This window comes from Hydrogenophaga sp. T2 (assembly GCF_049843535.1).
Classification (GTDB): Bacteria; Pseudomonadota; Gammaproteobacteria; order Burkholderiales; family Burkholderiaceae_C; genus Hydrogenophaga; species Hydrogenophaga crocea.
In genome coordinates, this window is sequence record NZ_JBBHZJ010000005.1 from 103,430 (window position 1) to 126,013 (window position 22,584).

General features: G+C 70.3%; 18 protein-coding genes. 9 read left to right on the forward strand and 9 right to left on the reverse strand.

Annotation, left to right across the window (positions count from 1 at the left end; all coding sequences use genetic code 11):
• Positions 1 to 2: 2 nt before the first annotated feature.
• The gene (locus WDZ95_RS13285; RefSeq protein ID WP_425779116.1) at positions 3 to 2,444 is read right to left on the reverse strand and encodes an ATP-binding protein; all 2,442 of its coding nucleotides are present in this window, start codon (positions 2,442 to 2,444) and stop codon (positions 3 to 5) included.
• Positions 2,441 to 2,857 carry a hypothetical protein gene (locus WDZ95_RS13290; RefSeq protein ID WP_425779118.1) on the reverse strand — a complete coding sequence of 139 codons (417 nt, stop codon included), beginning with the start codon at positions 2,855 to 2,857 and terminating at the stop codon, positions 2,441 to 2,443. Before WDZ95_RS13290 ends, WDZ95_RS13285 begins: the two co-directional genes overlap by 4 nt.
• A gap of 213 nt (positions 2,858 to 3,070) precedes the next feature.
• On the opposite strand from WDZ95_RS13290, the gene WDZ95_RS13295 reads away from it, so the two are divergent.
• On the forward strand, positions 3,071 to 5,749 hold the full coding sequence (locus WDZ95_RS13295) for a DUF6531 domain-containing protein (protein ID WP_425779120.1): 2,679 nt from the start codon (positions 3,071 to 3,073) through the stop codon (positions 5,747 to 5,749).
• The gene (locus tag WDZ95_RS13300) at positions 5,746 to 6,279 is read left to right on the forward strand and encodes a hypothetical protein (RefSeq protein WP_425779122.1); all 534 of its coding nucleotides are present in this window, start codon (positions 5,746 to 5,748) and stop codon (positions 6,277 to 6,279) included. Before WDZ95_RS13295 ends, WDZ95_RS13300 begins: the two co-directional genes overlap by 4 nt.
• A 149-nt stretch (positions 6,280 to 6,428) precedes the next feature.
• Here the strand turns inward: WDZ95_RS13300 and WDZ95_RS13305 are convergent, their stop codons facing one another.
• A complete protein-coding gene (locus WDZ95_RS13305) occupies positions 6,429 to 7,070 on the reverse strand; it encodes a response regulator (RefSeq protein WP_425779124.1) in 642 nt (213 codons plus the stop codon).
• 22 nt (positions 7,071 to 7,092) lie between these two features.
• Positions 7,093 to 9,699, reverse strand: a complete 2,607-nt coding sequence (locus WDZ95_RS13310) for a PAS domain S-box protein (protein WP_425779126.1) — start codon at positions 9,697 to 9,699, stop codon at positions 7,093 to 7,095.
• A gap of 240 nt (positions 9,700 to 9,939) precedes the next feature.
• On the opposite strand from WDZ95_RS13310, the gene WDZ95_RS13315 reads away from it, so the two are divergent.
• Both WDZ95_RS13315 and WDZ95_RS13320 read left to right on the forward strand, forming a co-directional pair.
• Entirely contained in the window at positions 9,940 to 11,976 is a 2,037-nt protein-coding gene (locus WDZ95_RS13315; protein ID WP_425779128.1) for a PAS domain-containing sensor histidine kinase, read from the forward strand.
• Between the two features lie 175 nt (positions 11,977 to 12,151).
• Entirely contained in the window at positions 12,152 to 13,711 is a 1,560-nt protein-coding gene (locus tag WDZ95_RS13320) for a methyl-accepting chemotaxis protein (protein WP_425779130.1), read from the forward strand.
• 36 nt (positions 13,712 to 13,747) lie between these two features.
• Here the strand turns inward: WDZ95_RS13320 and WDZ95_RS13325 are convergent, their stop codons facing one another.
• Genes WDZ95_RS13325 through WDZ95_RS13340 form a run of 4 tightly spaced genes read right to left on the reverse strand, consistent with a single transcriptional unit; the run spans position 13,748 to position 17,188 of the window.
• Positions 13,748 to 14,443 (reverse strand): isochorismatase family protein, encoded by a 696-nt coding sequence (locus WDZ95_RS13325; RefSeq protein ID WP_425779132.1) that lies wholly within the window; start codon positions 14,441 to 14,443, stop codon positions 13,748 to 13,750.
• Positions 14,444 to 14,460: 17 nt separating this feature from the next.
• Entirely contained in the window at positions 14,461 to 15,297 is an 837-nt protein-coding gene (locus WDZ95_RS13330) for an ABC transporter permease (protein WP_353844522.1), read from the reverse strand.
• 29 nt (positions 15,298 to 15,326) lie between these two features.
• On the reverse strand, positions 15,327 to 16,154 hold the full coding sequence (locus WDZ95_RS13335; RefSeq protein WP_287469396.1) for an ABC transporter ATP-binding protein: 828 nt from the start codon (positions 16,152 to 16,154) through the stop codon (positions 15,327 to 15,329).
• Positions 16,151 to 17,188 (reverse strand): ABC transporter substrate-binding protein, encoded by a 1,038-nt coding sequence (locus tag WDZ95_RS13340; protein WP_287469397.1) that lies wholly within the window; start codon positions 17,186 to 17,188, stop codon positions 16,151 to 16,153. Before WDZ95_RS13340 ends, WDZ95_RS13335 begins: the two co-directional genes overlap by 4 nt.
• Before the next feature lie 176 nt (positions 17,189 to 17,364).
• On the opposite strand from WDZ95_RS13340, the gene WDZ95_RS13345 reads away from it, so the two are divergent.
• Positions 17,365 to 17,883, forward strand: a complete 519-nt coding sequence (locus tag WDZ95_RS13345) for a MarR family winged helix-turn-helix transcriptional regulator (protein WP_166228369.1) — start codon at positions 17,365 to 17,367, stop codon at positions 17,881 to 17,883.
• A gap of 10 nt (positions 17,884 to 17,893) precedes the next feature.
• On the opposite strand, the gene WDZ95_RS13350 is transcribed toward WDZ95_RS13345, so the two are convergent.
• Positions 17,894 to 18,715 (reverse strand): cupin domain-containing protein, encoded by an 822-nt coding sequence (locus tag WDZ95_RS13350; RefSeq protein WP_166228371.1) that lies wholly within the window; start codon positions 18,713 to 18,715, stop codon positions 17,894 to 17,896.
• 80 nt (positions 18,716 to 18,795) lie between these two features.
• Between WDZ95_RS13350 and WDZ95_RS13355 the strand changes: the two genes are divergently transcribed.
• From WDZ95_RS13355 to WDZ95_RS13370, 4 genes are read left to right on the forward strand one after another with little or no spacing between them, the layout of a single operon-like run.
• A complete protein-coding gene (locus WDZ95_RS13355; RefSeq protein ID WP_425779135.1) occupies positions 18,796 to 19,629 on the forward strand; it encodes an SDR family NAD(P)-dependent oxidoreductase in 834 nt (277 codons plus the stop codon).
• The gene (locus WDZ95_RS13360) at positions 19,626 to 20,615 is read left to right on the forward strand and encodes a TRAP transporter substrate-binding protein (RefSeq protein WP_425779137.1); all 990 of its coding nucleotides are present in this window, start codon (positions 19,626 to 19,628) and stop codon (positions 20,613 to 20,615) included. The genes WDZ95_RS13355 and WDZ95_RS13360 overlap by 4 nt, the downstream gene beginning before the upstream one ends.
• 10 nt (positions 20,616 to 20,625) lie before the next feature.
• A complete protein-coding gene (locus WDZ95_RS13365) occupies positions 20,626 to 21,099 on the forward strand; it encodes a TRAP transporter small permease (RefSeq protein ID WP_166228377.1) in 474 nt (157 codons plus the stop codon).
• Between the two features lie 4 nt (positions 21,100 to 21,103).
• The gene (locus tag WDZ95_RS13370; RefSeq protein ID WP_425779139.1) at positions 21,104 to 22,399 is read left to right on the forward strand and encodes a TRAP transporter large permease; all 1,296 of its coding nucleotides are present in this window, start codon (positions 21,104 to 21,106) and stop codon (positions 22,397 to 22,399) included.
• The last annotated feature ends 185 nt before the right edge of the window (positions 22,400 to 22,584 follow it).

Consider the following 22,584-nt stretch of genomic DNA (forward strand, 5'->3'; position numbering starts at 1 on the left):
ACTCAGGCGGCCGCAAAGGCCTGGCGCACCGGGGCCGCCGCCTCGGCGATGCGATGGACCAGGGTGGCCAGGCGATCGGTCTGACCCGCGCGCGCGGCGCTTTCGAAAGCGTCGAACAGGTGGCCCAGGCGGTACGCACCCACCGCGTGCGACGAGGACTTGATGCGGTGCGCCGTGAGTCCGGCGCGGTGCCAGTCGCCCGCGCGCAGGGCCTCCCGCAGCTCGCCCTCGGCGCGGCTCAGCGTGCTCAGGAAGATCTGGCGCATCTCGTTCTGCGCGTCGGGGTCGGGGCCGATCGCGCGCGTCAGGGCCTCGGGGTCGAAGTCGGGCCGGCCCGCGATCGAGGGGCCGCCTTCCTCCACCGCCGCGGGCCCACCCGGGGGCAGCCAGCGGCGCAGTGCGGCGGCCAGGCGCTCCAGCGGCACGGGCTTGGTGAGGTAGTCGTCCATGCCACAGGCAATGGCGCGCTCGGCCTCGCCGCGCACCGCGTTGGCGGTGAGCGCGACGATGGGCAGGCGGCGGCCCGCGGTCTCTTCGGCGCGGATGGCGGCGCACAGGGCATCGCCGTCCAGCCCCGGCATGTGCAGATCGGTCAGCAGCACGCTGAAACGGCCGCCCTCGGCGCGCCAGCGCGCAAGCGCCTGCTCGCCGTCGTGAACCATCACCGCGGGCACCCCCAGCCGCTGCAGCTGGCGGCCGATCACCAGCCGGTTCACCGGGTTGTCTTCGGCCACCAGCACCGGCAGGCAGCCGCCGGGCAGGTCGCAGTTCGGTTCGGACTCACCGGTGTCGGCGGGCATGCGCAACTCGGGTTCGATGGCCCGCTGCACCGCCTGCAGCAGCGCGCGGCGGTGCAGGGCGTCGGCGTCGAGCCAGAGCCAGCCGCCGCTGTCGGGGCGCGCGCCACGTTGCGGGCCGGGACGCAGCGCCACCCGGCCCTGCAGGCCTTCGCGCTCGACCAGCCAGTGGCCCAGGGTGCCGGGCTCCGCGGATTCGGCGGTTTCGCTCAGCACCACCGTGGCACCCGCATGTTCGAGGTAGTGGCCCCAGTCGCCGAGACCGTCGGGGCGGCGGCCGTGCCAGGTGCAGCGCACACCGGCCAGCGGCGCCGGCACACCGGCGTCGGCCGCCAGCGGCTGCGCCGCGCGGGCGCTGCGCAGCGGCAGGTGCACGGTGAAGCGCGCGCCCGCGCCGGGCCGGGACTCGACCGCGATGTGGCCGCCCATGCCCTTGACCAGGCGCTGCGAGATCGCCAGCCCCAGGCCGGTGCCGCCGAAGCGGCGCGTGGTGCGGGCATCGGCCTGCTCGAAGGGACGGAACAGGCGCGCCAGCGCGTCGGGCGTCATGCCCACGCCGTTGTCGCGCACCTCGATGGCGAGCCGGCCTTCGTGTTCAAAGGCGCGCAGCGCCACCTGGCCGCCGACACTGGTCTTGCTGCCGCTGAACTTGATGGCGTTGCCCAGCAGGTTGGCCACCACCTGGCGCAGCCGCACGGCGTCGCCCATGAGCGCGCGCGGCAGCTCGGGCTGCACGAACACGTGCAGCGCCACCTGCTGCTGCGCAGCGGTGCCGAGCCAGGCGTCGGCCGTGCTTTCGATCAGGCGGCGCAGCTCGAAGGGCTTGTCTTCCAGATCGAGCCGGCCCGACTCGATCTTGGAGAAATCGAGGATGTCGTCGATCAGGCCCAGCAGGGTGTGGGCCGATTCGCGCGCCGAGTGCAGCAGCTCCTGCTGGTGCGGCGGCAGGCCGCTGCGGTCCATGAGCTCGATCAGCCCCACCACGCCGTTCATGGGCGTGCGGATCTCGTGGCTCATGGTGGCCAGGAAGGCGCTCTTGGCCTCGCTCGCGGCCTCGGCGGCGCTGCGCGCCTGCTCGAGTTCGGCGGTGCGCAAGGCCACCAGCGACTGCAGGCGTTCGCGCTGCAGGGCCTCGAGTTCGAGGCGCTCCTGGCGCTCGCGCCGGGCTGTGAGCCAGTGCGAGGCGGCGCGCGCCAGGTCTTCGAGCGTCTGGCGGGCGACCGGGTCGAGCTGGCGCGGCTCGGTGTCGATCACGCACAGCGTGCCCAGCACCTCGTCCTGATCGCCGATGGGCAGCCCGGCGTAGAAGCGGATGTGGGGGTAGCCGGTCACGAGCGGGTGGCGCGCGAAGCGCTGGTGCTCGCGCAGGTCGTCGACCACCAGGGCGCGGCGCCGGTCGACCACGGTGGAGCAGAAGGCGGTTTCGCGCGGCATCCAGGCGCGCGGGGTTTCGGTGCTGGCCACCGACCAGGCGCTGTCCGTGCCCACCACGTTGACCATGGCCACGGGGCAGTTCAGGGCCCGGGCCGCCACGCGCACCAGGCCGTCGAGCACCGGGTCTTCGGGCATCGCATCCAGCGACAGGCGATCGAGCGCCTGCTGGCGGCGCAGCTCGGCGGCGCTGGCGAGGTCGATCACCGCGCTCATTGCATGTGCTCCGGCGGGCGCGTGCCCTCCTGGCCCGGCAGGTGGCGCTTGGCCCACCAGCGCAGCACCATGGGCAGCTCGCGCCAATGCCAGGTGCTGGGCCCGCTGGGCGGGGCGCCGGCGGCGGGTTCTTCGAAGGCGAAGACCTCGAGCTCGGCGCGCCAGCGCGCGAGCTGACCGATCAGGGCCCGGCCACCCGCGCGGTCCAGCCGCGCGTCCACGATGGCCACCGAGGGCGGCTCGGCCAGGGCCAGGCGCAGGGCGTCGATGGGATCGCTGGTCCAGCGAACGCGGACCTGCACCGGCCAGCGCGACAGCACCTCGCGCACGGTCGGCACGCACTGGCTGCGGGCGCTGACCACGAGCACGTCCACCGGATCGATCCGGGGAGAGCTGTCGGCGCTGAGTGGCATTCGAATCTCCGGGTACATGGAGACGAATGGTGCGCTCGGGGGACCCCGGCGAATGCCGGGAAAACTGGATCGGCCCGCGGCGGAAACTGTGCGTTTCCAGGCCACACCGATGCGCGCGGCCGACCTTCACATACCCCGCGCCCGTACCGGCCCCGCGCACGCTCTAGATTGCCTCCCCACGCCCCGCCCCTGAGGGCGTTCCAGGGAGGCCCCATGTTCTTCGCCCTGCGGCGCGTGCCCGTGTTCGCGCTCGCGCTGGCCTGGCTGCTCTGCGCCGCACCGGCCCGCGCCGACACCGCCCCCACCCCCACCTACGACTGCGCCCAGGGCCAGTGCATCGGCTACTACTGGAGCGATCCGGCGGTGCACTTCCCCACCCCGGCGCAGGCCTGCGCCTACGGCGGCACGCAGTACCGCCCGCCCATCCCCATGAGCTGGTGCCCCGCCGATGGCTTCTGCCGCCAGGCCCCCGCCACCAACCCCTGCGCCGGCCCCGGCTACATCGTGCCCTACGTGCTGCGCTGGACTGCGCCGCCACCGCCTCCACCGCCTCCACCGCCTCCACCGCCTCCACCGCCTCCACCGCCACCGCCCACACCCCCCACCGCCGCGCTCGAAGAGCGTTCCTGCCCCGTCGGCAACCCCACCCTGCCCGGCAGCGGCACCAAGGTCCACCACGAGCGCGACTACGCCCCCGCCTTCGCCCACCCCATCCCCTTCGAGCGCCACTACCGCTCGCACTTCACCTACGCCCCCCTGGCCCCCGACAACGGCTGGCTGCACACCTACAGCGCCCGCCTGGACTGGCCCGGCGCGGGCAACGAGGTCTTCGCCCTGCGCCCCGACGGCCAGGTGCACCGCTTCGTGCGCGGCGCCAGCGGCGCCTGGGCCGCCGAGCAGCCCGGCCTTGAACTCACGGCCGAGCTCGACGCCACGAGCCGGCTCAGCGGCTGGCGCCTCACCCAGCGGCCCGAGGGCCGCAGCGAGCGCTACGACCCCAGCGGCCTGCTGCAAAGCATCGACGAGCGCAACGGCTGGCGGCTGCGCCTGCTGCGCGACGCCCAGGGCATCACCGTCGTCAACCACTTCGGGCGCTCGCTGCGCCTGCAGCACGACGCCCAGGGCCATGTCAGCGCGCTCACCACGCCCGCGGGCGAGCGCATCCGCTACGAGCACGATGCGCAAGGCCGCCACGTCGGCGTGGTCTGGCCCGACGGCCACAGCCGGCGCTACCACCACGAAGACCCCGCGCTGCCCTACGCCCTGACCGGCATCACCGACGAGACCGGCCAGCGCATCGGCACCTACCGCTACGACGCCCAGGGCCGCGTGATCGAAACCCAGCGCGCCAACGGCGCCGAGCGGCTGCAGTTCGCCTACGGGCAGGACAGCAGCGGCGCCCCGCAGACCACCGTCACCGACTTCAGCAGCGGCCCCCCGATCGGCCGCACCTGGCGCTTCGTGCGGCAGGGCCGGCTGCTGCAGCCCGCCGGCGTGAGCGCGCCCTGCACCGTGTGCGGGGCCACCGCGCAGGCCATCGAGTACGACGGCGCCGGCCTCAAGCGCCGCGCGCTGCAGCACGACGGCAGCGTGGTCTTCTACCGCCACGACGCGCGCGGCCTGGAGATCGAGCGCGCGGCCTTCCCCGCCACCCTGGCCAGCGCCAGCACCCGCCCGGAGCTGGCCCTGGCCACATCGGTCACCACCACCGAGCGCGACCCCGACTCGGGTCTGCCCACGCGCATCGCCGAGCCCGCTCGCCTCACCACCTTCGAGCACAGCGGCGCAGGCATCACCGCCGTGGGCACGCAGGCCACCAGCGACCCCAGCGGCGCGGCCGGCTTCAACGCCACCCCCAGCGGGCCGCTGCGGCGCACCGAGTCCCTCTACGACAGCCAGGCCCTGGTCACGCGCATCAGCGAGTACGAAGACGGCACGCTCACCCAGCGCTGGGACCTCGCCTACAACGACCTGGGCGACCTCACGGGCGTCGTCGATGCGACGCGGGGGCAGCGCGCAACGGTCACGCAACACACCGCCGACGGGCGCGTCCTGCAGGGCACCACCGACCAGGGCGTGCCGATCGCGGTCGCCTACGGCCCCAGGGGCGCCATCACCCAGATCACGCGCGGCAGCCAGACGGTTCGCTTCACCTACAACCCGGTGGGCACCCTGGTGCAGGTTCGCCTGCCCGACGGCCAGGTGATCGACCACGTGGTCGACGCGATGCAGGCGCTCGTGGACGCTCGGCTCAACGGCGCCTCGGTCACGGCACAGATGCTGGCCCGGGGTGATTACGCGGACTCAACGGCCAAAGGGCAGGTCGAAGCGGTCCGGCAGGCACTGATCCGAAGTGTGCAGGGGCTGCTGCCCACCGCCCACGCCCAGGTCGTGGTGCTGGGCGGGGGGCGCGTGCCACCACCGCCCGTGTTCGATCCGCGCACCGATATGCTGATGTCGCCCATCAGCGCGGCGGACCAAGCGATACAGGCGCTCAACGAGGCCATCGCGCGCGCCTGCCGCTGCGACCCGTATCAGGGCTTCGGTACACCCAAGTTCACCGCTGTGACCTTTGCGCATGTGTTCTACGGCGGCCACATGCTCCCGATGTTCTCGGATAAAAGCTACTTCGCACCCACGGAGAAGGTGGGGCAGGCGTTGGTCGATGAGGTGGTTGGCCGTGCCACGAAAAGCAAAACCCAGGGCAACCGCGAGATCTTTAACGTTGAAATGGGTCGGGTGATGGGCATGCGGTACGACACCGAAAGCACTTCCAGCGACAAACTGACGCCCACCCAATGGATCACCATGGTCGTGGAGCGCAACAACTGCTCAAGCAATTGGCGCTTCAACGAAGTGGTCACCCTCTATCCAGACCAAGAACGCAAATGAAGCACCTGCGAATCGGGGACATCGATCTTTCCGAATACGTTTGGCAGCCCACCCACGTGCACGATCGGACCGTGATCCGCATCGACCGAGCGGTGATGGCGCTCGATCCTGAAGCCGAGATAAGCAATGGCGGTCCCGGGGAAAGGAGTGGCATTCAATGGAGCTTTCTGGTCACCAAGAACGGACAACCTACCCCGAGGAAACTCCAAGAGTTTCTGACGGGCGAAGACGAGCAATGGCAAATCGCACTCAGCTACCGTGGGCCCTTGATCACCGCGATCAGCTTCCAAGGAGAGCGTCGAGCAGGCAACCGCCCTGACCTGATCCACATGATGGCGGACAAGGTCACGTCCCCCGCGCTGGTCGCCATGACCAAGAAGTTGGCCGATGATCTCCGTCTTGTTTATCTCGACGCCGGCGAACTCATGGCCCTGGAAATCCCCTGGGACGAGTTGCAAGGCAATGCGGCAGACCGCCTCGACTACTCGGAAATGCCCAACGCATTCAACCTGCTGTTCTACGAGTACTGAGGCTGTTGCCAGGGCAGCTACGGCCCTCCCGCCCAATGCTTCCCTGGACGCAGGCTTGACTCGCCCAACCACCGTGCCGTCAAGGGCGTGCCCGCCAAGGGGCGGATCAGGCTGCACGAGCCTGTCCGCAATCCGAAACAAGCCGTGCCTCAAAGATCGTCGGCGCTGATCAGCCCTTCGCGGATGGCCAGGCGCACGAGCGCGGGCAAGTCGGTCACGCCGAGTTTGGCCATGAGCCGGCTGCGGTAGCTCTCGACGGTCTTGGGCGACAGGTGCAGCTTCTCGCCGATGGCCACGCTGGTGTGGCCTTGCACCACGAGCTGGATCACCTGGCGTTCGCGCACCGACAGCGATTCGATGCCGCCACCGTCGCTGCCCTGGGTCAGCCCTTCGACGGCCAGCTCGGCCACCTCGCCGCCCAGGTGCTTGCGCCCGGCGGACACCGCTTCGACCGCGGCCAGCACCTCGGCCGCGGGCGAACCCTTGAGCACGTAGCCGTGCGCGCCCAGGCGCATGGCCTCGGCCACGTGTCGCGGCTGGGCCGACATGGTGAGCATCACCACGCGCGTGGACAGCTTGCGCTTGACCAGCTGCTCCAGCAATTCGAAGCCCGAACGCTGGCCGAGCTGCAGGTCGAGCAGCACCACCGTGGGCGTCAGGCGCACGATCTCGGCCAGTGCCGCGGTGGGGTTGTCGGACTCGCCCACCACGCGATGGCCGGCGTCTTCGAGCACGGCGCGCAGGCCGTCGCGCAGCATGGCGTGGTCATCGACAAGGTACAGGTCGCTCATGGTCTGGGATCTCCTTCTTGTTTTAGCCGGGAAGCAGGTTGTCGCGCACCGAGTCGAGTGCGCCGAAGCCGCTGTCGGGCCGCGCGGCCCAGATCAGCGTGATCACGGTGCCGCCTTCGCGGCGCGCGCGTGCCTGCAGCCGCGCGCCGATGGCCAGCGCGCGCTCGCGCATGCCCACCATGCCCAGGTGGCCCGGACGGCCTTCGGCCAGCTCGGGCGGCAGCCCGACACCGTTGTCGCCGATGTCCAGCCGCAGGCGATCGGCATCGCCCGAGACGCGCACGCGGATCTGCGTGCCCCGCGCGTGTTCGATGGCATTGGCCACGGCCTCGCGCGCCACCATGAAGGCCGCGTACTCCACGTCCTCGGGCCAGCGCTGCCCGGCGATGTCGGGGTCGTGCGTGAGCTCCAGCCGCACGGGATCGGCCTCGGGCACGCGCTGGCGGATCTCGTTGTCGAGCGCCGCAAGCAGCCCGGCCTTCTCGAGCAGCGGCGGGCGCAGCTTCACCAGTGCCTGGCGCACCTCGACGATGGCCTGGTCGATCTGCGTGTTCACGACGCGCAGGCGGTCCTGCGCGCGCTGGGGCAGCGCGATGTCGCGCAACTGGTTGCAGACCGAATCGAAGGACAGCCGGATCGCGCCCAGCGTCTGGCCGAGCTGGTCGTGCAGGGTCTGCGCGAGTTCGCGCGTGGTGACCTGTTCCTGGTGCAGCAGGCGCTGCGTGAGCTCGGACAACTCGACCTGGTAGCGCGACAGCGCCTGCTCGGCGCGCACGCGTTCGCTCACGTCGCGCAGGATGGCGGTGAGGCGCTTCTCGCCACGCACCGTCACCTGCGAGATCGAGGCCTCGAGCTCGATCTCGGTGCCGTCGGGCCGCAATCCCTTGACGCGGCCGAAACCCATGGGCCGCGTGGTCGCGCTCGACTCGCCGAAGTGCCGCATCAGCCCGAGGTGGCCGCCGCGGTGCTCCCGCGGCAGCAGCGCGTCCAGCGGCTGGCCCAGCATTTCGTCGGCGCTGCGCCCGAAGATGCGCGCCGCCGCGGGATTGAAGAGGTTGATGCGGCCGTTCATGTCCACGCTGATCACGGCGTCGCTGGCGGCGTTGATCACGGCCGCCAGCACCTCGCCCTGCTCGCGCAGGCGCTCCGCGCCCTGGTGTTCGGCCGTGAGGTCGCGCACCTGCACCAGGATGCCCAGCGGCTCGCCATCGACGCCGAACACCTTGCTCAGCCACCAGTCGCCCCACACCTCGGTGCCGTCGCGCAGCACCAGGTGGCCCTGGAAGGTCTGCGGCTCGTTGCGCACCGCCATCAGCGCACGCAGGTCCTGGCGCACGCGGCTGTCGGGGTCTTTGTCCCGAAAGATCTCGTCCACGTGCCGGCCTTCGGCCTCGGCCGCGCTCCAGCCGAACACGCGCTCGCAGGCGCGGTTCCAGAACAGCACGCGGTAGTCCTTGTCGACCAGGTAGACCGGCGCAGGCAGGTTGGCCAGCATGGCCTGCAGGCGGCTCGCGTCGTGCAGCAACTGGGCCAGCGCGAGCTCGCTGCGCGTGCCGGTGCCGCTGCGGGGCAGGCGGCGCATCTGCTCGGTGATGGTGCGCAGCACCGCGCCCGGCGCGTTGGCCGACTCGCCGTCGAGCCGCTCGGCCACGGCGTCGAGCAGCTCGCTGTAGGGCCGCGCGAGGCGGCGCGACAACCAGAACCCGGCCACGCTCAGGATCAGCGCGGTGAGCCCGCCGGTCCACAGGATGCTGAGCTCGAGTTCGCGCACCGGCGCCAGCACCTGGTCGAGCGGTTGCCAGGCCACCACCTGCCAGTCCGATCGCAGGCCCGCATCGAAGGCCTTGACGCCGACGCGCACCAGCATCACGCGCCCGTCGTTCTCGCCCTCGAGCACCGTGGGCAGGCCTTCGGCGCTGTTGTAGAGCGTGCTGCGCAAGGCGTCGGACACGGGCGCGCGCTGGCCCAGCAGCAGCTTGCCTTCGAGATCGGTGAGTTCGAGCTGCAGGCCGCGCTGCGTTTCGGGCGCGCCCAGCGTGCGCTCGCGCAGCGCATCGAAAAAGGCCGCGTCGAGGTGCGCGGCGAGCACGCCGCCGGTGCCGCCCGAGGCGTCGGGGTACGGCATGGCGATGTCGGCCAGTTCGTCGGGCACGCGCATGCTGCGCGCCTGCAGCGGCGCCACCAGCGCCACCGGCGCGTGCAGGCTGCCGAACCAGGGGCCGCGCAGGCCCTCGGTGAACACCGGGCGCTGGGCGATGTTGCTGCCCAGCAGCAGGCCGTCGCTGGCGGCCACCACCGTGCCGCGCAGGTCGGTCGCGCCGATCCACACGTAAGCGGGTGAGCTGTGCCGCAACCGGCCCAGGTGCTGCTGCCACACGTCCAGGCCCATGCCGAGCGCGGGCATGCCGGCGACCAGTTCGAGCTCGGCGCCACGGCGCGCCAGCGCGCGCGATATCTGATCCGCGAAAGCCTCGGCCACCTGTTCGACGCGCTGTCCCGCGCGTCGCTCGAGCTCCTGGCCGATGATGCGCTCGACCAGCCACACCACGAGCGCCAGCAGCAACACGGCCACGGCGGCGGGCAGCAGTGGCAACCAGATCTGCACCGAGCGTTTTCGGTGTTCCGCCATGCGGGCGTTCTCCTTCTCCCTGACCGGCGCCCTCCCCGGTTCGCTGACGGGCGGTCCCCACTTTACATACATCACCGGGTATCAACAACCGCAGCCCGTGCCTGCAGCGGTCCCTTGCCGGCCGCGCGTGCAAGCCGTCACGCTGGCGCGATGCGCGAAGCGGCGCTAGAGTCGCCCGGACCGGGGAGCCGCCCCGGCAAGCGCCATGCGGGCAAAGCCCGCACACCAGGGAGGCGATGCATGACACCTGCGGCCCAGGAACCCACCACCGCTGCGTCCGCCGATGCCGCGGCCGATGCGCTGCTCGCGCTCGGCCGGCAGGCGCCGTGCGGCCTGCTCGCACTCGACGCGGGGCTGCGCGTGCGGGCCCTCAACGACACGCTGCTCGACTGGCTGGGCCGCGACCGCGCCGAGCTCGAGCGCCTGACCGGCCACTCGGGCTGGGCCGACTTCCCCACGCTGGCCCGGCTCAATGCCGAGTCCGACCTGCAACAGCTGCGCGCGCACCTGCACGCCCTGCAGACCAGCGACAAGGCCCCGCCGCTGCAGCTGCGCCTGTTCGGCAAGGACGGCGGCTTCTTCACGGTCGAGCTGATGTCGCAGGCCGAGCGCGATCCGCAGGGGCGCTTTCTGCACTCGCGCACGGTGGTGGTCGACGTGAGTGCGCGCCAGAAGATCGAGCACCAGATCGTGGCCCGGCTGCGCCTGCTGCAGACCATCACCGACCGCACGCCTTCACGCCTGGCCTATTTCGACAAGGACCTGGTCTGCCGCTTCTGCAACGCCGCCTACGCCGAAGGCTATGGCCTGGCGGCCGACGACGTGATCGGCGCCGAGCTGGGCCGGCTGCTCGCCCCCGAGGTGCTGCCCGAGGTGCTGCCGCGCGTGGCGCGCGTGCTCAATGGCGAAGCCCTGAGCCATGAGGCCGAACGCCGCGACGCCAACGACCAGCCGCACTACCACGAGGTGCACTACCTGCCCGACCTGCAGGACGGACGCACACAGGGATTCTTCATCGAGCTCATCGACATCACCGAGCGCCGCCGCACCGAAGACTTCGTCTTCAACGCCAACCTGGACCTCGAAGAGCGGGTGGCCCAGCGCAGCGCCGAGCTCTACGCGAGCGAGCAGCGCTTTCGCCTCATGTCGCAGGCGATCCGCGACCACGCGATCTTCTTCCTCGACCCCGACGGCGCCGTGCACGAATGGACCGACAGCGCGCAGCGCCTGCACGGCTTCGAGCGCGGCCACATCCTGGGCCGCGCGCTCGACGCGGTGTTCCAGCCCGAGGCCGACGGCCAGCCGCAGGACCCGCAGGAACTGCTCGACCGCTGCGTCGAACAAGGCCACGCCGAGCAGCAGGGCTGGAGCCTGCGCCGCGACGGCTCGCGCTTCTGGTCGAACGCCACGCTGACCGCGCTGCACGACGACAAAGACGGCTTGCAGGGCCTGTCGGTGATCGTGCGCGACCTCACCGAGCACAAGCGCCTGGCCGACATGACCGCGCAACTGCACCGCGAACTCGAACAGCGCGTGGCCCAGCGCACGGCGCAACTCGACGCCGCGCACCGCGACCTCGACGCCTTCTCGTACACCGTGGCGCACGACCTGCGCGCGCCGCTGCGCCACATCGGCCAGTACGTGGCGCTCACCCAGGAGGTGCTCGAACCCGAGGCGCGCCACGAGCTGCTGCAGCACCAGGCCGCGATCGCGGCGGCCACGCGGCGGATGGGGCTCATGATCGACGGCTTGCTCGAGTTCACGCGCCTGGGCCGCGTGCGCATCGACCTCGTGCCGGTGTCGCTGTCGCCGCTGGTGCACGGCATGGTGAACCGGCTGCGCGGCGAGGTCGCGCCGCGCGAGATCGAATGGTCCATCGACACCGGCCTGCCGCTGGTGATGGGCGATCCGATCCTGCTCGCCGAGGTGTTCGACAAGCTGCTGGACAACGCCACCAAGTTCACGCGCCGCGTGCCGCAGGCGCGCATCGAGATCGGGCAATTGCCCGGCACCGACCCTGAGCACCACGTGCTGTTCGTGCGCGACAACGGCGTGGGCTTCGACCCGAGCAAGGCGCGCTCGCTGTTCCTGCTGTTCCAGCGCCAGCACCACTCCATGGACTACGAAGGCATCGGCCTGGGCCTGGCGCTGGCGCACCGCATCGTCTCGCGCCACGGCGGGCGGCTGTGGTGCGAGACCGCGCCCGGCGAGGGCTGCACCTTCTTCATCGAGCTGCCCCGCGCCACGGTGGACGCACCGGCGCCGGCCGAGACCTGAGGCCCGGGCGCCAGGCGGTGGTCAAACGGCGACCGCTGGCAGTGATTCCCGACGTCCGGCGTCAAGGTTTCCCCACAGCGCTCCGATAGAGCAGGGAATTCGCCGGCGGCCACGAGCCGCGCGCGAAGACGAACCGTTCCCCTGCCTCTCGATCCCGCCACAGCGGGCAAGCCCCATGAACCTCGTTCGCAACATGAGCGTCGGCGCCAAACTCTGGGCCGGCGTCGCCCTGATCATCCTGGCCCTGCTGGCCACCATCGCCACGGCGGGCATGCGCTCGGCGCGCCTCAACGAGGCCTCGCAGAAGAGCCTGTCCATGCTGTCGACCAAGACCGCGCTGGCCATCGAATGGGCCGGCCTGACCGAGACCAACGTCACCCGCGTGCAGGCCTCGACCCTGTCGAGCGACCCGGTGATCGCCGAGATCTACAAAGACCTGATCCCTGCGGGCGTGGCGCGGATCAGCGAGCTGCAAAAGCAGCTCAACGCGATGGAGATGAACGCCGCCGAGAAGGCCCAGCTCGACAAGATCGCTGCGCACCGCAAGGGCGTGCTCGATTCGCTGGCCAAGGCCAACGAGCTCAAGAAGAACGGCGACGCGGCCGGCGCGGCCGAAGAAATCCGCGCGCGCTTCAACCCGCTCGTGGGCCCCTACCTGCAGGCGCTGCGCGACTTCGGCCAGATGCAGACAGTCATCATGGAAGAAGCCCAGGCCCGGCTCGCGCACGAGCGTTCGGCCAGCCTGGTGATCGCGAGCGCGCAGGTGGTCGGCCTGATCGTGGCGATCGCCGTGGGCGCGTTCTTCCTGATCCGCAACATCCGCACGCCGCTGCGCGACACCATCGCGTTTGCCGAGCGCGTGGCCGAGGGTGACCTCACGGCGCGCATCGACAACCAGCGCGGCGACGAGTTCGGCGCCATGATCCGCGCGCTCTCGGGCATGCGCGACCGCCTGGTGCACGTGGTGGCCGACGTCAAGCGCGGCACCGACAACATCACCGTGGCCGCGCGCGAGATCGCCACCGGCAACAACGACCTGTCTTCGCGCACCGAGCAGACCGCGAGCAGCCTGCAGCAGACCGCGGCCTCGATGGAGCAGATGTCGGGCGCGATCAAGCAGTCGGCCGAATCCGCCCGCGTGGCCAACCAGCTCGCCGACGTGGCGGGCCAGAGCGCGCAAAAAGGCGGCCAGGTGGTGTCGCAGGTGGTCGCGACCATGGAAGAGATCAACCAGGCCTCGCGCCGCATCAACGACATCATCGGCGTGATCGACGGCATCGCCTTCCAGACCAACATCCTCGCGCTCAACGCGGCGGTGGAAGCCGCGCGCGCCGGTGAACAGGGCCGGGGTTTCGCGGTGGTGGCCGGCGAGGTGCGCAACCTCGCACAGCGCAGCGCCGAAGCGGCCAAGGAGATCAAGGGCCTGATCGGCGCCAGCGTGGAGAAGGTGACCGTGGGCAGCGAGCTCGTGGGCCAGGCCGGTCAGTCGATGTCTGAGATCGTGGGCAACGTGGCCCGGGTGCGCGACATCATCGGCGAGATCGCGAGCGCCTCGGGCGAGCAGGCCGATGGCGTGAACCAGATCAACGCCGCCGTGGCCAACCTCGACCAGATGACGCAGCAGAACGCCGCGCTGGTGGAAGAAAGCGCGGCCGCCGCCACCAGCATGAACGAGCAGGCCACGCGCCTGGCCGAGGTGGTGCGCATCTTCCGCGTGGACGCTCAGCGCGGCTGAGCGCCTCGGGCGGCGGAGGCGCGCTCGCGCCCCGCCTCAGGCCGTGGCGCGCGCCGCGGCTTGCACCGGCTGCAGCCGGGCGATCACCTCGTCGCTCGCGAGCACGTCGCCGAAGAACAGAATCCAGTTGTTCAGGCAGTGCTCGTGCTCGGCCGGCGTCACGGCCGAGAGCGCGTCGTCGACCATGATGGTGGCGTAGTCCATCATCATCGCGTCGCGCGCGGTCGATTCGCAGCACACGTTGGTCACGGTGCCACCGATCAGCACGTGCGTGATGCCGCGCGCCTCGAGCACCTCGGCCAGGTTCGACGAACCCGGCACCAGCGCGCTGTAGCAGCGCTTGACCACGCGCACGTCCTGCGGCTGCGGCGTGAGGCCGGGCGCGATCTGGAAGCCCTCGTGGCTGCTCGAAAGCTCGCGCAGCCGGCGCGCGCTGCGCTCGGGCGTGAGCATGTGCGCGTGGTGGTGCGACCAGAAGTCGTCGGCGCCGTCGGCGCTGGTCTGCACCCAGATCACGTGGCCGCCGGCCGCGCGCAGCGCGTCGGCCAGGCGGTTCACCGCGGGGAAGGTGGCGCGCGAGGGCGCACATTCGCCGAGGTAGCCGGGCTGGGTGTAGTAGTTCTGCAGATCGATGACCACGAACGCGGTGCGCGCGGGGTCGAGCCGGTCGTAGGGGTGCAGGCGGCCTTGCCGGGCCACCACCCGATCGACCACCCAGGACGGGAATTGCATGCGGGGGCTCCTGCGGTTCAGCCGTAGCGGCGCGCCATCATGGCTTCGACGCGCGCGATCACGAGGTACATCAGGCCCGAGAGGATGCCCAGCACCACGATGGCCGTCATGACCACGTTGAGCTGGAACACCTGGCTGCCGTTGACGATGAGAAAGCCCAGGCCGGCGCTGGCCGACTGGAACTCGCCCACGATCACGCCCACGAGCGCGAGGCCGATGTTCATCTTGAGCGCGGCCACCAGCGTGGGCACGCTGCCGGGCATCACCACCAGCCGCAGCACCTGCGCGCGGCTGGCGCCGAGCGTGCGCGCGAGCTTGATCTTGTTCGGGTCGATGCTCTTGAAGCCGTCGTAGACCACCATGATGGTCACGAACACCGCGATGGCCACGGCCATGCCGTACACCGAGTACTCCGAGCCGAGCCAGATGTAGAAGATCGGCACGAAGGCGATCTTGGGCATGGCGTTGGCGACCACGAGGAAGGGGTCGAGCACCTTGTGCGCGAAGTCCGACCACCACAGGCCCGCGGCCACGCCGATGCCGATGACCATGCTGAGCACGAAGCCGATCAGCGTGGCCTTGAAGGTGGCCCAGGTGTGGCCCAGCAGGTTGCCGTTGTTGAGCAGCTCCAGAAAGGTGGGCCAGAGCGCGCTCGGGTAGCTCGTGAGCATGGGGTTGACCACGTGCGTCTTGGCCAGCACCTCCCACAGCACGAGGAAGGCCACCAGCAGCGCGATGCGGGTGGCGAAGATGTAGTGGCGGCGGCGGCGTTCGCGCGACTGCCACTGGCGGTAGGCCGGGCTGGGCTCGCGGCCCGCCGCGGGCGGGGTGGGCTGGGCCATGGCGCTGGCCATGGTCACGGGGGCGGTGGTGTTCATGGGGGTCATCCTTCCACGTGGACGTCGAGTTCGTCCCACAGCAGCGAGAAGTAGGTGTTGAACTCGGGCAGCGAGCGCACCTCGAAGGGGCTCGGGCGGCCCGGGCCGTGGCTGTCGAAACGCATCAGGTGCTGTGACTTGATGCGCCCCGGGCGGCGCGAGAGCACCACCACGCGGTCGGTCATGGCGATGGCTTCGCCGATGTCGTGCGTCACCAGCACCACCGATTTGCCTTCGTCGCGCAGCACCTCCACCACCTCGTCGGCGATGGCCAGTCGGGTCTGCGAGTCGAGCGCGGAGAAGGGTTCGTCGAGCAGCACCACGTCGGGGTCGGTCACCAGGGTGCGCGCGAGCGCCACGCGCTGGCGCATGCCGCCCGAGAGCTGGCGCGGGAAGTGGTGCAGGAAGTCGCCCATGCCGCATTTGTGCAGCAGGTGCGCGGCGCGCTCGCGCGCTTCGCGCATGGGCCGGCCCTGGATCTGCGCGCCCAGCGTGGCGTTGTCGAGGATGCTGCGCCATTCGAACAGGTAGTCCTGCTGCAGCATGTAGCCCACGCGCGGCGACGGGCCCTTGACGCGCTCGCCGTGCACGCGCACCTCTCCCGACGAGGGCTCGAGGATGCCGGCCATGAGCGAGAGCAGCGTGCTCTTGCCGCAGCCCGACTGGCCGATCAGGCTCACGAATTCGCCCGGCGCCACGTCGAGCGAGATGCGGTCGAGCGCCTGCGTTTCGCCGGCGGTGGTGAAGTAGCGCAGCGAGACGTCGTTGATCTCGATGCGCGGCTGCGCCTGGCTGGCGGCGGCGGGCGCGGGCCGTTCGAGCACGGCGCTCATTGCGAAGCCTTTGCGGTGAAGTCGGTCACCACCAGCTGCTCGTACTTCACGCGCTTGGCGTTGTCGAGCACACCGCTGGTCACGAGCATGTCCTGCAGCGTGTCCATGGCCTGGCGCTGCACCGTGGGATTGGTCTTCCACAGACCGATGCCGCGGTAGCGCTCGACCGCGGCCACCAGATCGGCCTGGCTCATGGACGGGAAGTATTCGGCGATGTGGCTCGCGAGGTCGGCCGCGGGGGCGCTGGCCACGTACTTCTGCGCCTTCACGATGGCGTTGGTCCAGGCCTGGGCCACGGCGGGGTTCTTGGCGAGGAAGGCGTCGGTGGCGGTGAACACGGTGTAGTCGACCGGGCCCACCACGCGGCCGATCGAGGCCACCACGGTGCCCTTGCCGGTCTTCTCGAGCATGGTGGCTTCGGGCTCCAGGAAGATGCCGTAGTCGTTCTGCCCCGCGAGCCAGGCGCCGGTGCGCGCGGCCGGGCCGATGTTGTTCACGAGCTTGAGGTCCTTCTTGGGATCGAGCCCGTTCTTGCGCATCGCGGTTTCCAGGAACACATCGGGGTTGGAGCCCGGGCGGAAGGCCATCACGGCCTTGCCCTTGAGCTGGTCCCAGGCGAAGGCCCCCGCGGGCTTCTCGCGCGCCACGAGCAGGAAGCCGTCGGTGGCGGTCAGGCCCGAGAAGATCTTGGGTTTCACCGGCGATTCACTGTTCGCCACGTAAATCGAGGCCTCGGGGCCGATGAGCACGATGTCGGCGCTGCCCGAGAGCAGCGCGGCCATGCCCTTGTCGGTGCCTTGAGAGGTCTTCATGCTCACGTCGAGCCCGGCCTCCTTGAAGAAGCCGCGGTTGAGGGCGACGTAGGTGGGCAGATAGAGCACCGAGCGCACCACCTCTTCGTAGCGCACCTTGGCGGGCGCGGCGGTCTGGGCGGCGGCCGGGCCGGTCAGACCCAGCCCGAGGGCCACCACACCCAGGGCGTGGACGGCGCGGGACCACAAAGGTCGGAACGGGCGGCTGGGCGATACGGACATGGCAGGCTCCTGTGAGGGTTGAAGGAGGAAGGGGTGTTGACGAATACTGTATGCAATCAACGTGCCAGCACCCCCGGGCCACCCCGTGGCCTCTGGACGGCACTCTATCCGGAATACAGTATTCCGAGATTAGGGATTGCCCGTGCCCACAGCCCCCTGTCATACACTCCGCGCCCATGCCCGCCCGCAGCCCTGCACCACCGCCGCCGCGCCGCCCGGCCGTGGTGCACGACCACCACACGCTGCTCTCCACCGAAGACTCGCCCTACTACCAGATCTGGGTGCTGACCAACCTCACGGGCAAGCCCTTCAACGCGCGGTTCGGTGAGCGCTTCGACCTCAACCTCACCGAGTGGCGCATTCTGCTCACGCTGGCGGACAAACCCTACATCACGGCGCAGGCGCTGGCCGACTACACCGGACTCGACAAGATGAGCGTGTCGCGCGTGGTGCGCAAGCTCGAGGCCCAGGGTCGGCTGGAGCGCGAGAACAGCGCGACCGACCGGCGCAGCTTCCACCTGCTGCTCACCGAGGCCGGCTGGGCCGTGTACGAGGAGATCGCACAGGCCGCGATCGAACGCGAAGCCGACATCTACGCCGGCCTCACCCCGGCCGAACTCAAGACCCTGCACAAGCTGCTGGGCAAGCTGTCGGAGCGGGCGCGCCTCGACCCACTGGCAGGCGAAAGCGCCTGAGACCCGGGCCTCAGAAGCCGTAGGGCTCGAGCCGCGCATCGCCGCCCGCGTGCGCAGGGCCCTCGGCCCAGGCCAGCAGCGTGCAGCCGAAGGTGCTGCACACCGACACCTCCGAGCCAGGCTCGATCACCACCACCGCCGGCCCGGCGATGCGCGTGCCGCCCACGCTGAGGTCGCCGGCGAGCAGGAACCAGTCGGTCAGGCCGCGGTGCTGCAGGGCGTCGAGCCGCGCGCCGGGCCACAGCTGCAGCGCACAGATGCGGCGGTCATGCCCGGTGCCGGCGTAGTCGAACACCGCGCGGCGCGACACGCCCGCGAAGGGCGAGGCCACGGGCACCACTTCGTCGAGCACCACCGTGATGTCGGGCGGGTTGAACGGCGCGTCGTTGCTCACCACGGTCTTGCGCGCATGCGGGTGGATGGCGGCGCCATCGGGTTCGATCACCACACCGCCTTCGAGGCGCGAGAAAAGGGTGCAGCCGCCGTAGGTCACGGCGTCGTGCGTGGCCCCCGCGAGGTTGATGCCCACCGCGCCGGCACGCGTGGTGCACTGGTAGTCCACCAGTTCGCCCGACAGGAAGTAGCTGCTCGCAGTGCCGCGGTGCTGGTGCACACCCGAGCGGCTCATGGGGTCGAAGCTGATCAGGCCCAGGAACAGACCGGCGGCCTCGTCGCGCCGCACCGCCTTCTCGCGCGCGGTGCCGCGCGGCGTGGTGCGCCAGGGCAGGGCCTCGAGGTCGTAGGCATAGACGCCAGGCTGCACACGGTGGCCGGCGATCCAGCCCGGGGTTCGCACGTCGTCGGGCAAAGCAGGGGCGGCAAGGGTGCTCATGGGCGGTCTCCTAAGGGTAAATGCGGGGGTCGGCTATTTGGTAACGATCGTTACTATATGGCCGAACCACCGGAGTTGTCATGTCTTCTGCTGCCGATGCCGCCGCGTCCGATGCGCGCACCACCGTCGTCACGGGCGGCTCGAGCGGCATTGGTGCGGCCACGGTGGCGCTGCTGATCGAACGCGGCCATCGCGTGGTCTCGCTCGATCGCGCGCTGCCCGACGCATCGCTGGCCGCCGCCATCGCGCAAGGCCGCTTCGAACACCTGGCCTGCGACCTGGCGCGCGAGGAGTCGGTGGTGCAGGCCTTCGCGCAGATCGCGGCCGAGCACGGCGCCGTGCACGGCCTGGTCAACAGCGCGGGGGTGGAATCGCGCCACCTGTTGTGCGACATGCCCCTGGACGCCTGGGACCGCGTGATCGACATCAACCTGCGCGGCACCATGTTGTGCGTGCGCGAGGCCGCGCCGCTGATGCCCGCGGGCGCGGCCATCGTCAACGTGGCCTCGATCGCGGGCAAGCGCATGTCGTACTCGGGCGATGCCGCCTACACCGCCTCCAAGGGTGCGGTGCTGGCCTTCACGCGCCACATGGCATTCGAGCTCGCGGGCCAGGGCCTGCGCATGAACGCGGTCTGCCCCGGCCCCACGCTCACGCCCATGATCCACCGCAGCCTCGGCCCCGAGCGCATCGCCGCCGTGGCCCAAACCGTGCCGCTGGGCCGCTGGGTGGACGCGCGCGACGTGGCCGAAGCCATTGCCTTCCTGCTCTCGCCCGGCGCCGCCATGATCACCGGCAGCACCATCGACGTCGATGGCGGCATGCTGGTGTCGAACGGCACCCCGCACCGGGACTACATCGCCGCACGGCAAGCCCCCCACCGCACGCCACCTTCAATGGAGACAACGCCATGAACCGGATCCGCCCCCTGCTCGCCGGGATCGCCCTGGCCGCCACCTGCGCCCTGAGTGCCACCGCCCAGGCCCAGCCCGCGCTGCGCATGGCCTACGTGGCACCGCCGCCCGTGTGGGGTCCCATCGCCGATCGCTTCGCCAAGGAGGTCGCCGAGCGCAGCAACGGCGAGCTCAAGGTGCAGAGCTTCGGCGCCGGCCAGCTCGGCAGCCTGCCGCAGAACTACGCGGGCCTGCGCACCGGCCAGATCGACATGATGCTGGCCGACACCGGCACGCTGGCGCTGGCCAAGGGCGGCAAGGATTTCAATGCGCTGTTCGCGCCCTACGTGTTCCGCGACCACGCGCACTTCAAGGCCTACATGCAATCGGACACCTTCCGCCAGATGCTCGCGCCCGTCGAGCAGGAAGCGGGCTTCAAGTACGTGGGCTACGTGTCCGACCGCGCACCGCGCCAGCTCACCACCAGCAACCGCAAGGTGCTCAAGCCCGACGACATGAAGGGCCTGAAGGTGCGCGTGCCGGAGACGCCCGCGATCCTCGAGGTGATGAAGGCCTGGGGTGCGGCGCCCACGCCGGTGCCCGCGGCCGAGCTCTACCTGGCCATGAAGCAGGGCCTGGTCGATGGTCAGGACAACGGCTTCGACGCCATCGCGGGCGCCAAGTACTTCGAGGTGCAGAAGTACGCCATGCGCATCGACTACATCCAGTCGGGTCTGATGGTGCTGATGGCGGCCGACAAGTGGGCGCGTCTGTCGCCGACCCAGCAGAAGGCCATGACCGAAGCCGCCGCGGCGACCGAGAAGTGGGCCAGCCAGATGACCTGGGACGTGTCGGCCAAGTCCATCGACACGCTCAAGGCCAACGGCATGGAGATCGTCGAACCCGACCTCGCGGCCTTCCGCAAGTCGGCCGACGAGGCCAGCACGAAGTTCGACGGCCAGCTCTGGTCCAAGGGCACGCTGGAGAAGATCCGGGCCGTGAAGTGAAGGCCGCGCGATGAACGCCCTGTTCGCCGGGCTCGACCGGCTGATCACCGGCCTGCTCGGCCTGTCGCTGCTCGCGCTGGTGGGCATCGGCGGCGCGCAGATCGTGCTGCGCGTGGCCCTGTCCTACCCGCTGCCCTGGGCCACCGAGTTCAGCGTGGTGCTCATGATCTGGGCCACCATGCTCGCGGGCTATGTGGGCGTGCGCCGCAACAGCCACCTCTCGGCCGATTTCCTCGGCCTGTCCATGTCGGCGGGCGTGCGGCGCGGCCTGCGCCTGTTCTCGCTCGCGCTCTCGCTGGCCTTCGTGCTCACCTACGGCTGGCAGAGCCGGCTCGTGATCGACGCGATGGAGGGCATCCCGTTCACCTCGTTGCCGCTCACGCAGCCGCTGCTGTACTGGTCGCTGCCCGTGGGCGCGGCGCTGATGGCGCTGGCGCTCGCCGACCAGCTCTGGCGCGAACGCCGCGCCGCGCCGGAGGCCTGAGCCCATGCAGCAGGTGATCCTGTTCGGCGTGCTCATGCTCGCCTTCATGGCCCTCGCGGTCATCGGTGTGCCGGTGTTCTTCGCGATGGGCCTGGCCGCCATCGTGTTCATCGCTTTCAGTGGCGGGGCGGTGCCGCTCAACATCGTGGCCTCGTCCATGGTGCAGGGCATGGACTCGTTCGCGTTCCTCGCGATCCCGTTCTTCTTCCTCGCGGGCGAGCTCATGAACACGGGCGGCATCACGCGCCGCCTGCTCAACGTGGCCATGGCCGCGGTGGGCCACATCCGCGGCGGCCTGTCGCACGTGGCCATCCTGGCGAGCATGGTGTTCTCGGGCGTGTCGGGCTCGGCCGTGGCCGACGCCTCGGCGATCGGCTCGTCCATGATCCCGGCCATGAAGGACAAGGGCTACCCGGGCGCCTACGCCGCGGCGGTGGTGGCCGCGGCCTCCACCATGGGGCCCATCATCCCGCCCTCGATCGCCTTCGTGGTCTATGCCCTGGTGAGCGATGTGTCCGTGGGCCAGCTCTTCATTGCAGGCGCGCTGCCGGGCCTGCTCATGGGCGTGTACCTGCTGGCCGCCGCGAGCTGGGTCGCGCACCGGCGCGCCCTGCCCTTCTCCGAGCGCACCTCGCTGCGCGCGCTGATGCGCGCCGTGTGGGACGCGCTGCCCGCGCTGGCCATGCCGGTGATCATCATCGGCGGCATCGTGGGCGGCGTGGTCACGCCCACCGAGGCCGGCATCGCCGCGGTGCTCTACGCGCTGGTGATCAGCGTGTGCTTCTACCGCGAGCTCACGCTGCGCCAGTGCTGGACCATCCTGTGCGAATGCATGGTGAGTTCGGGGATCATCCTGCTCACCATCGCGGCTTCGGGCATCTTCTCGTGGCTGGTCGCCAACCTGGCCATCGGCGAAACCCTGGCCACCACACTCAAGGGCCTCACCGACAGCCCCTGGGTGATGCTTGCGCTGATCAACATCGTGCTGCTGCTCTGGGGCCTGGCGCTCGAGCCCGCCGTGGCGCTGGTCACGCTGGTGCCCGTGCTGGTGCCGATCGCCAATGCCTACGGCATCGACCTGGTGCACCTGGGCGTGATCGTGGTGCTCAACCTCATGATCGGCCAGCTCACGCCGCCCTCGGGCGTGATCACCTTCCTCACCGCGCAGATCGCCGGCTCGCCGCTGCACGCGGTGTTCAAGGAAGCCTGGCCCTTCACGCTGGCGCTCATCGCGGTGCTGCTGATCGTGACCTTTGTGCCCGCGGTGTCGCTCTGGCTGCCCGCGGTCCTCGGCGGATGACCCAAGCTTAAAGAACCTTAAGTACGCACCAAAGGCCCACGGCGGCGCCATTCGGCGCGTTTTCATGCGGCCTTTGGTTTGCATCGGCCTGCCGCTCGTCGCGCCGCCCTAAAGGCGTGCACGCGCCGACGATATCGGTGCCAGGGTCACCATTTTGTGAACCCCGCGAGTCTTAGATTCTTGGA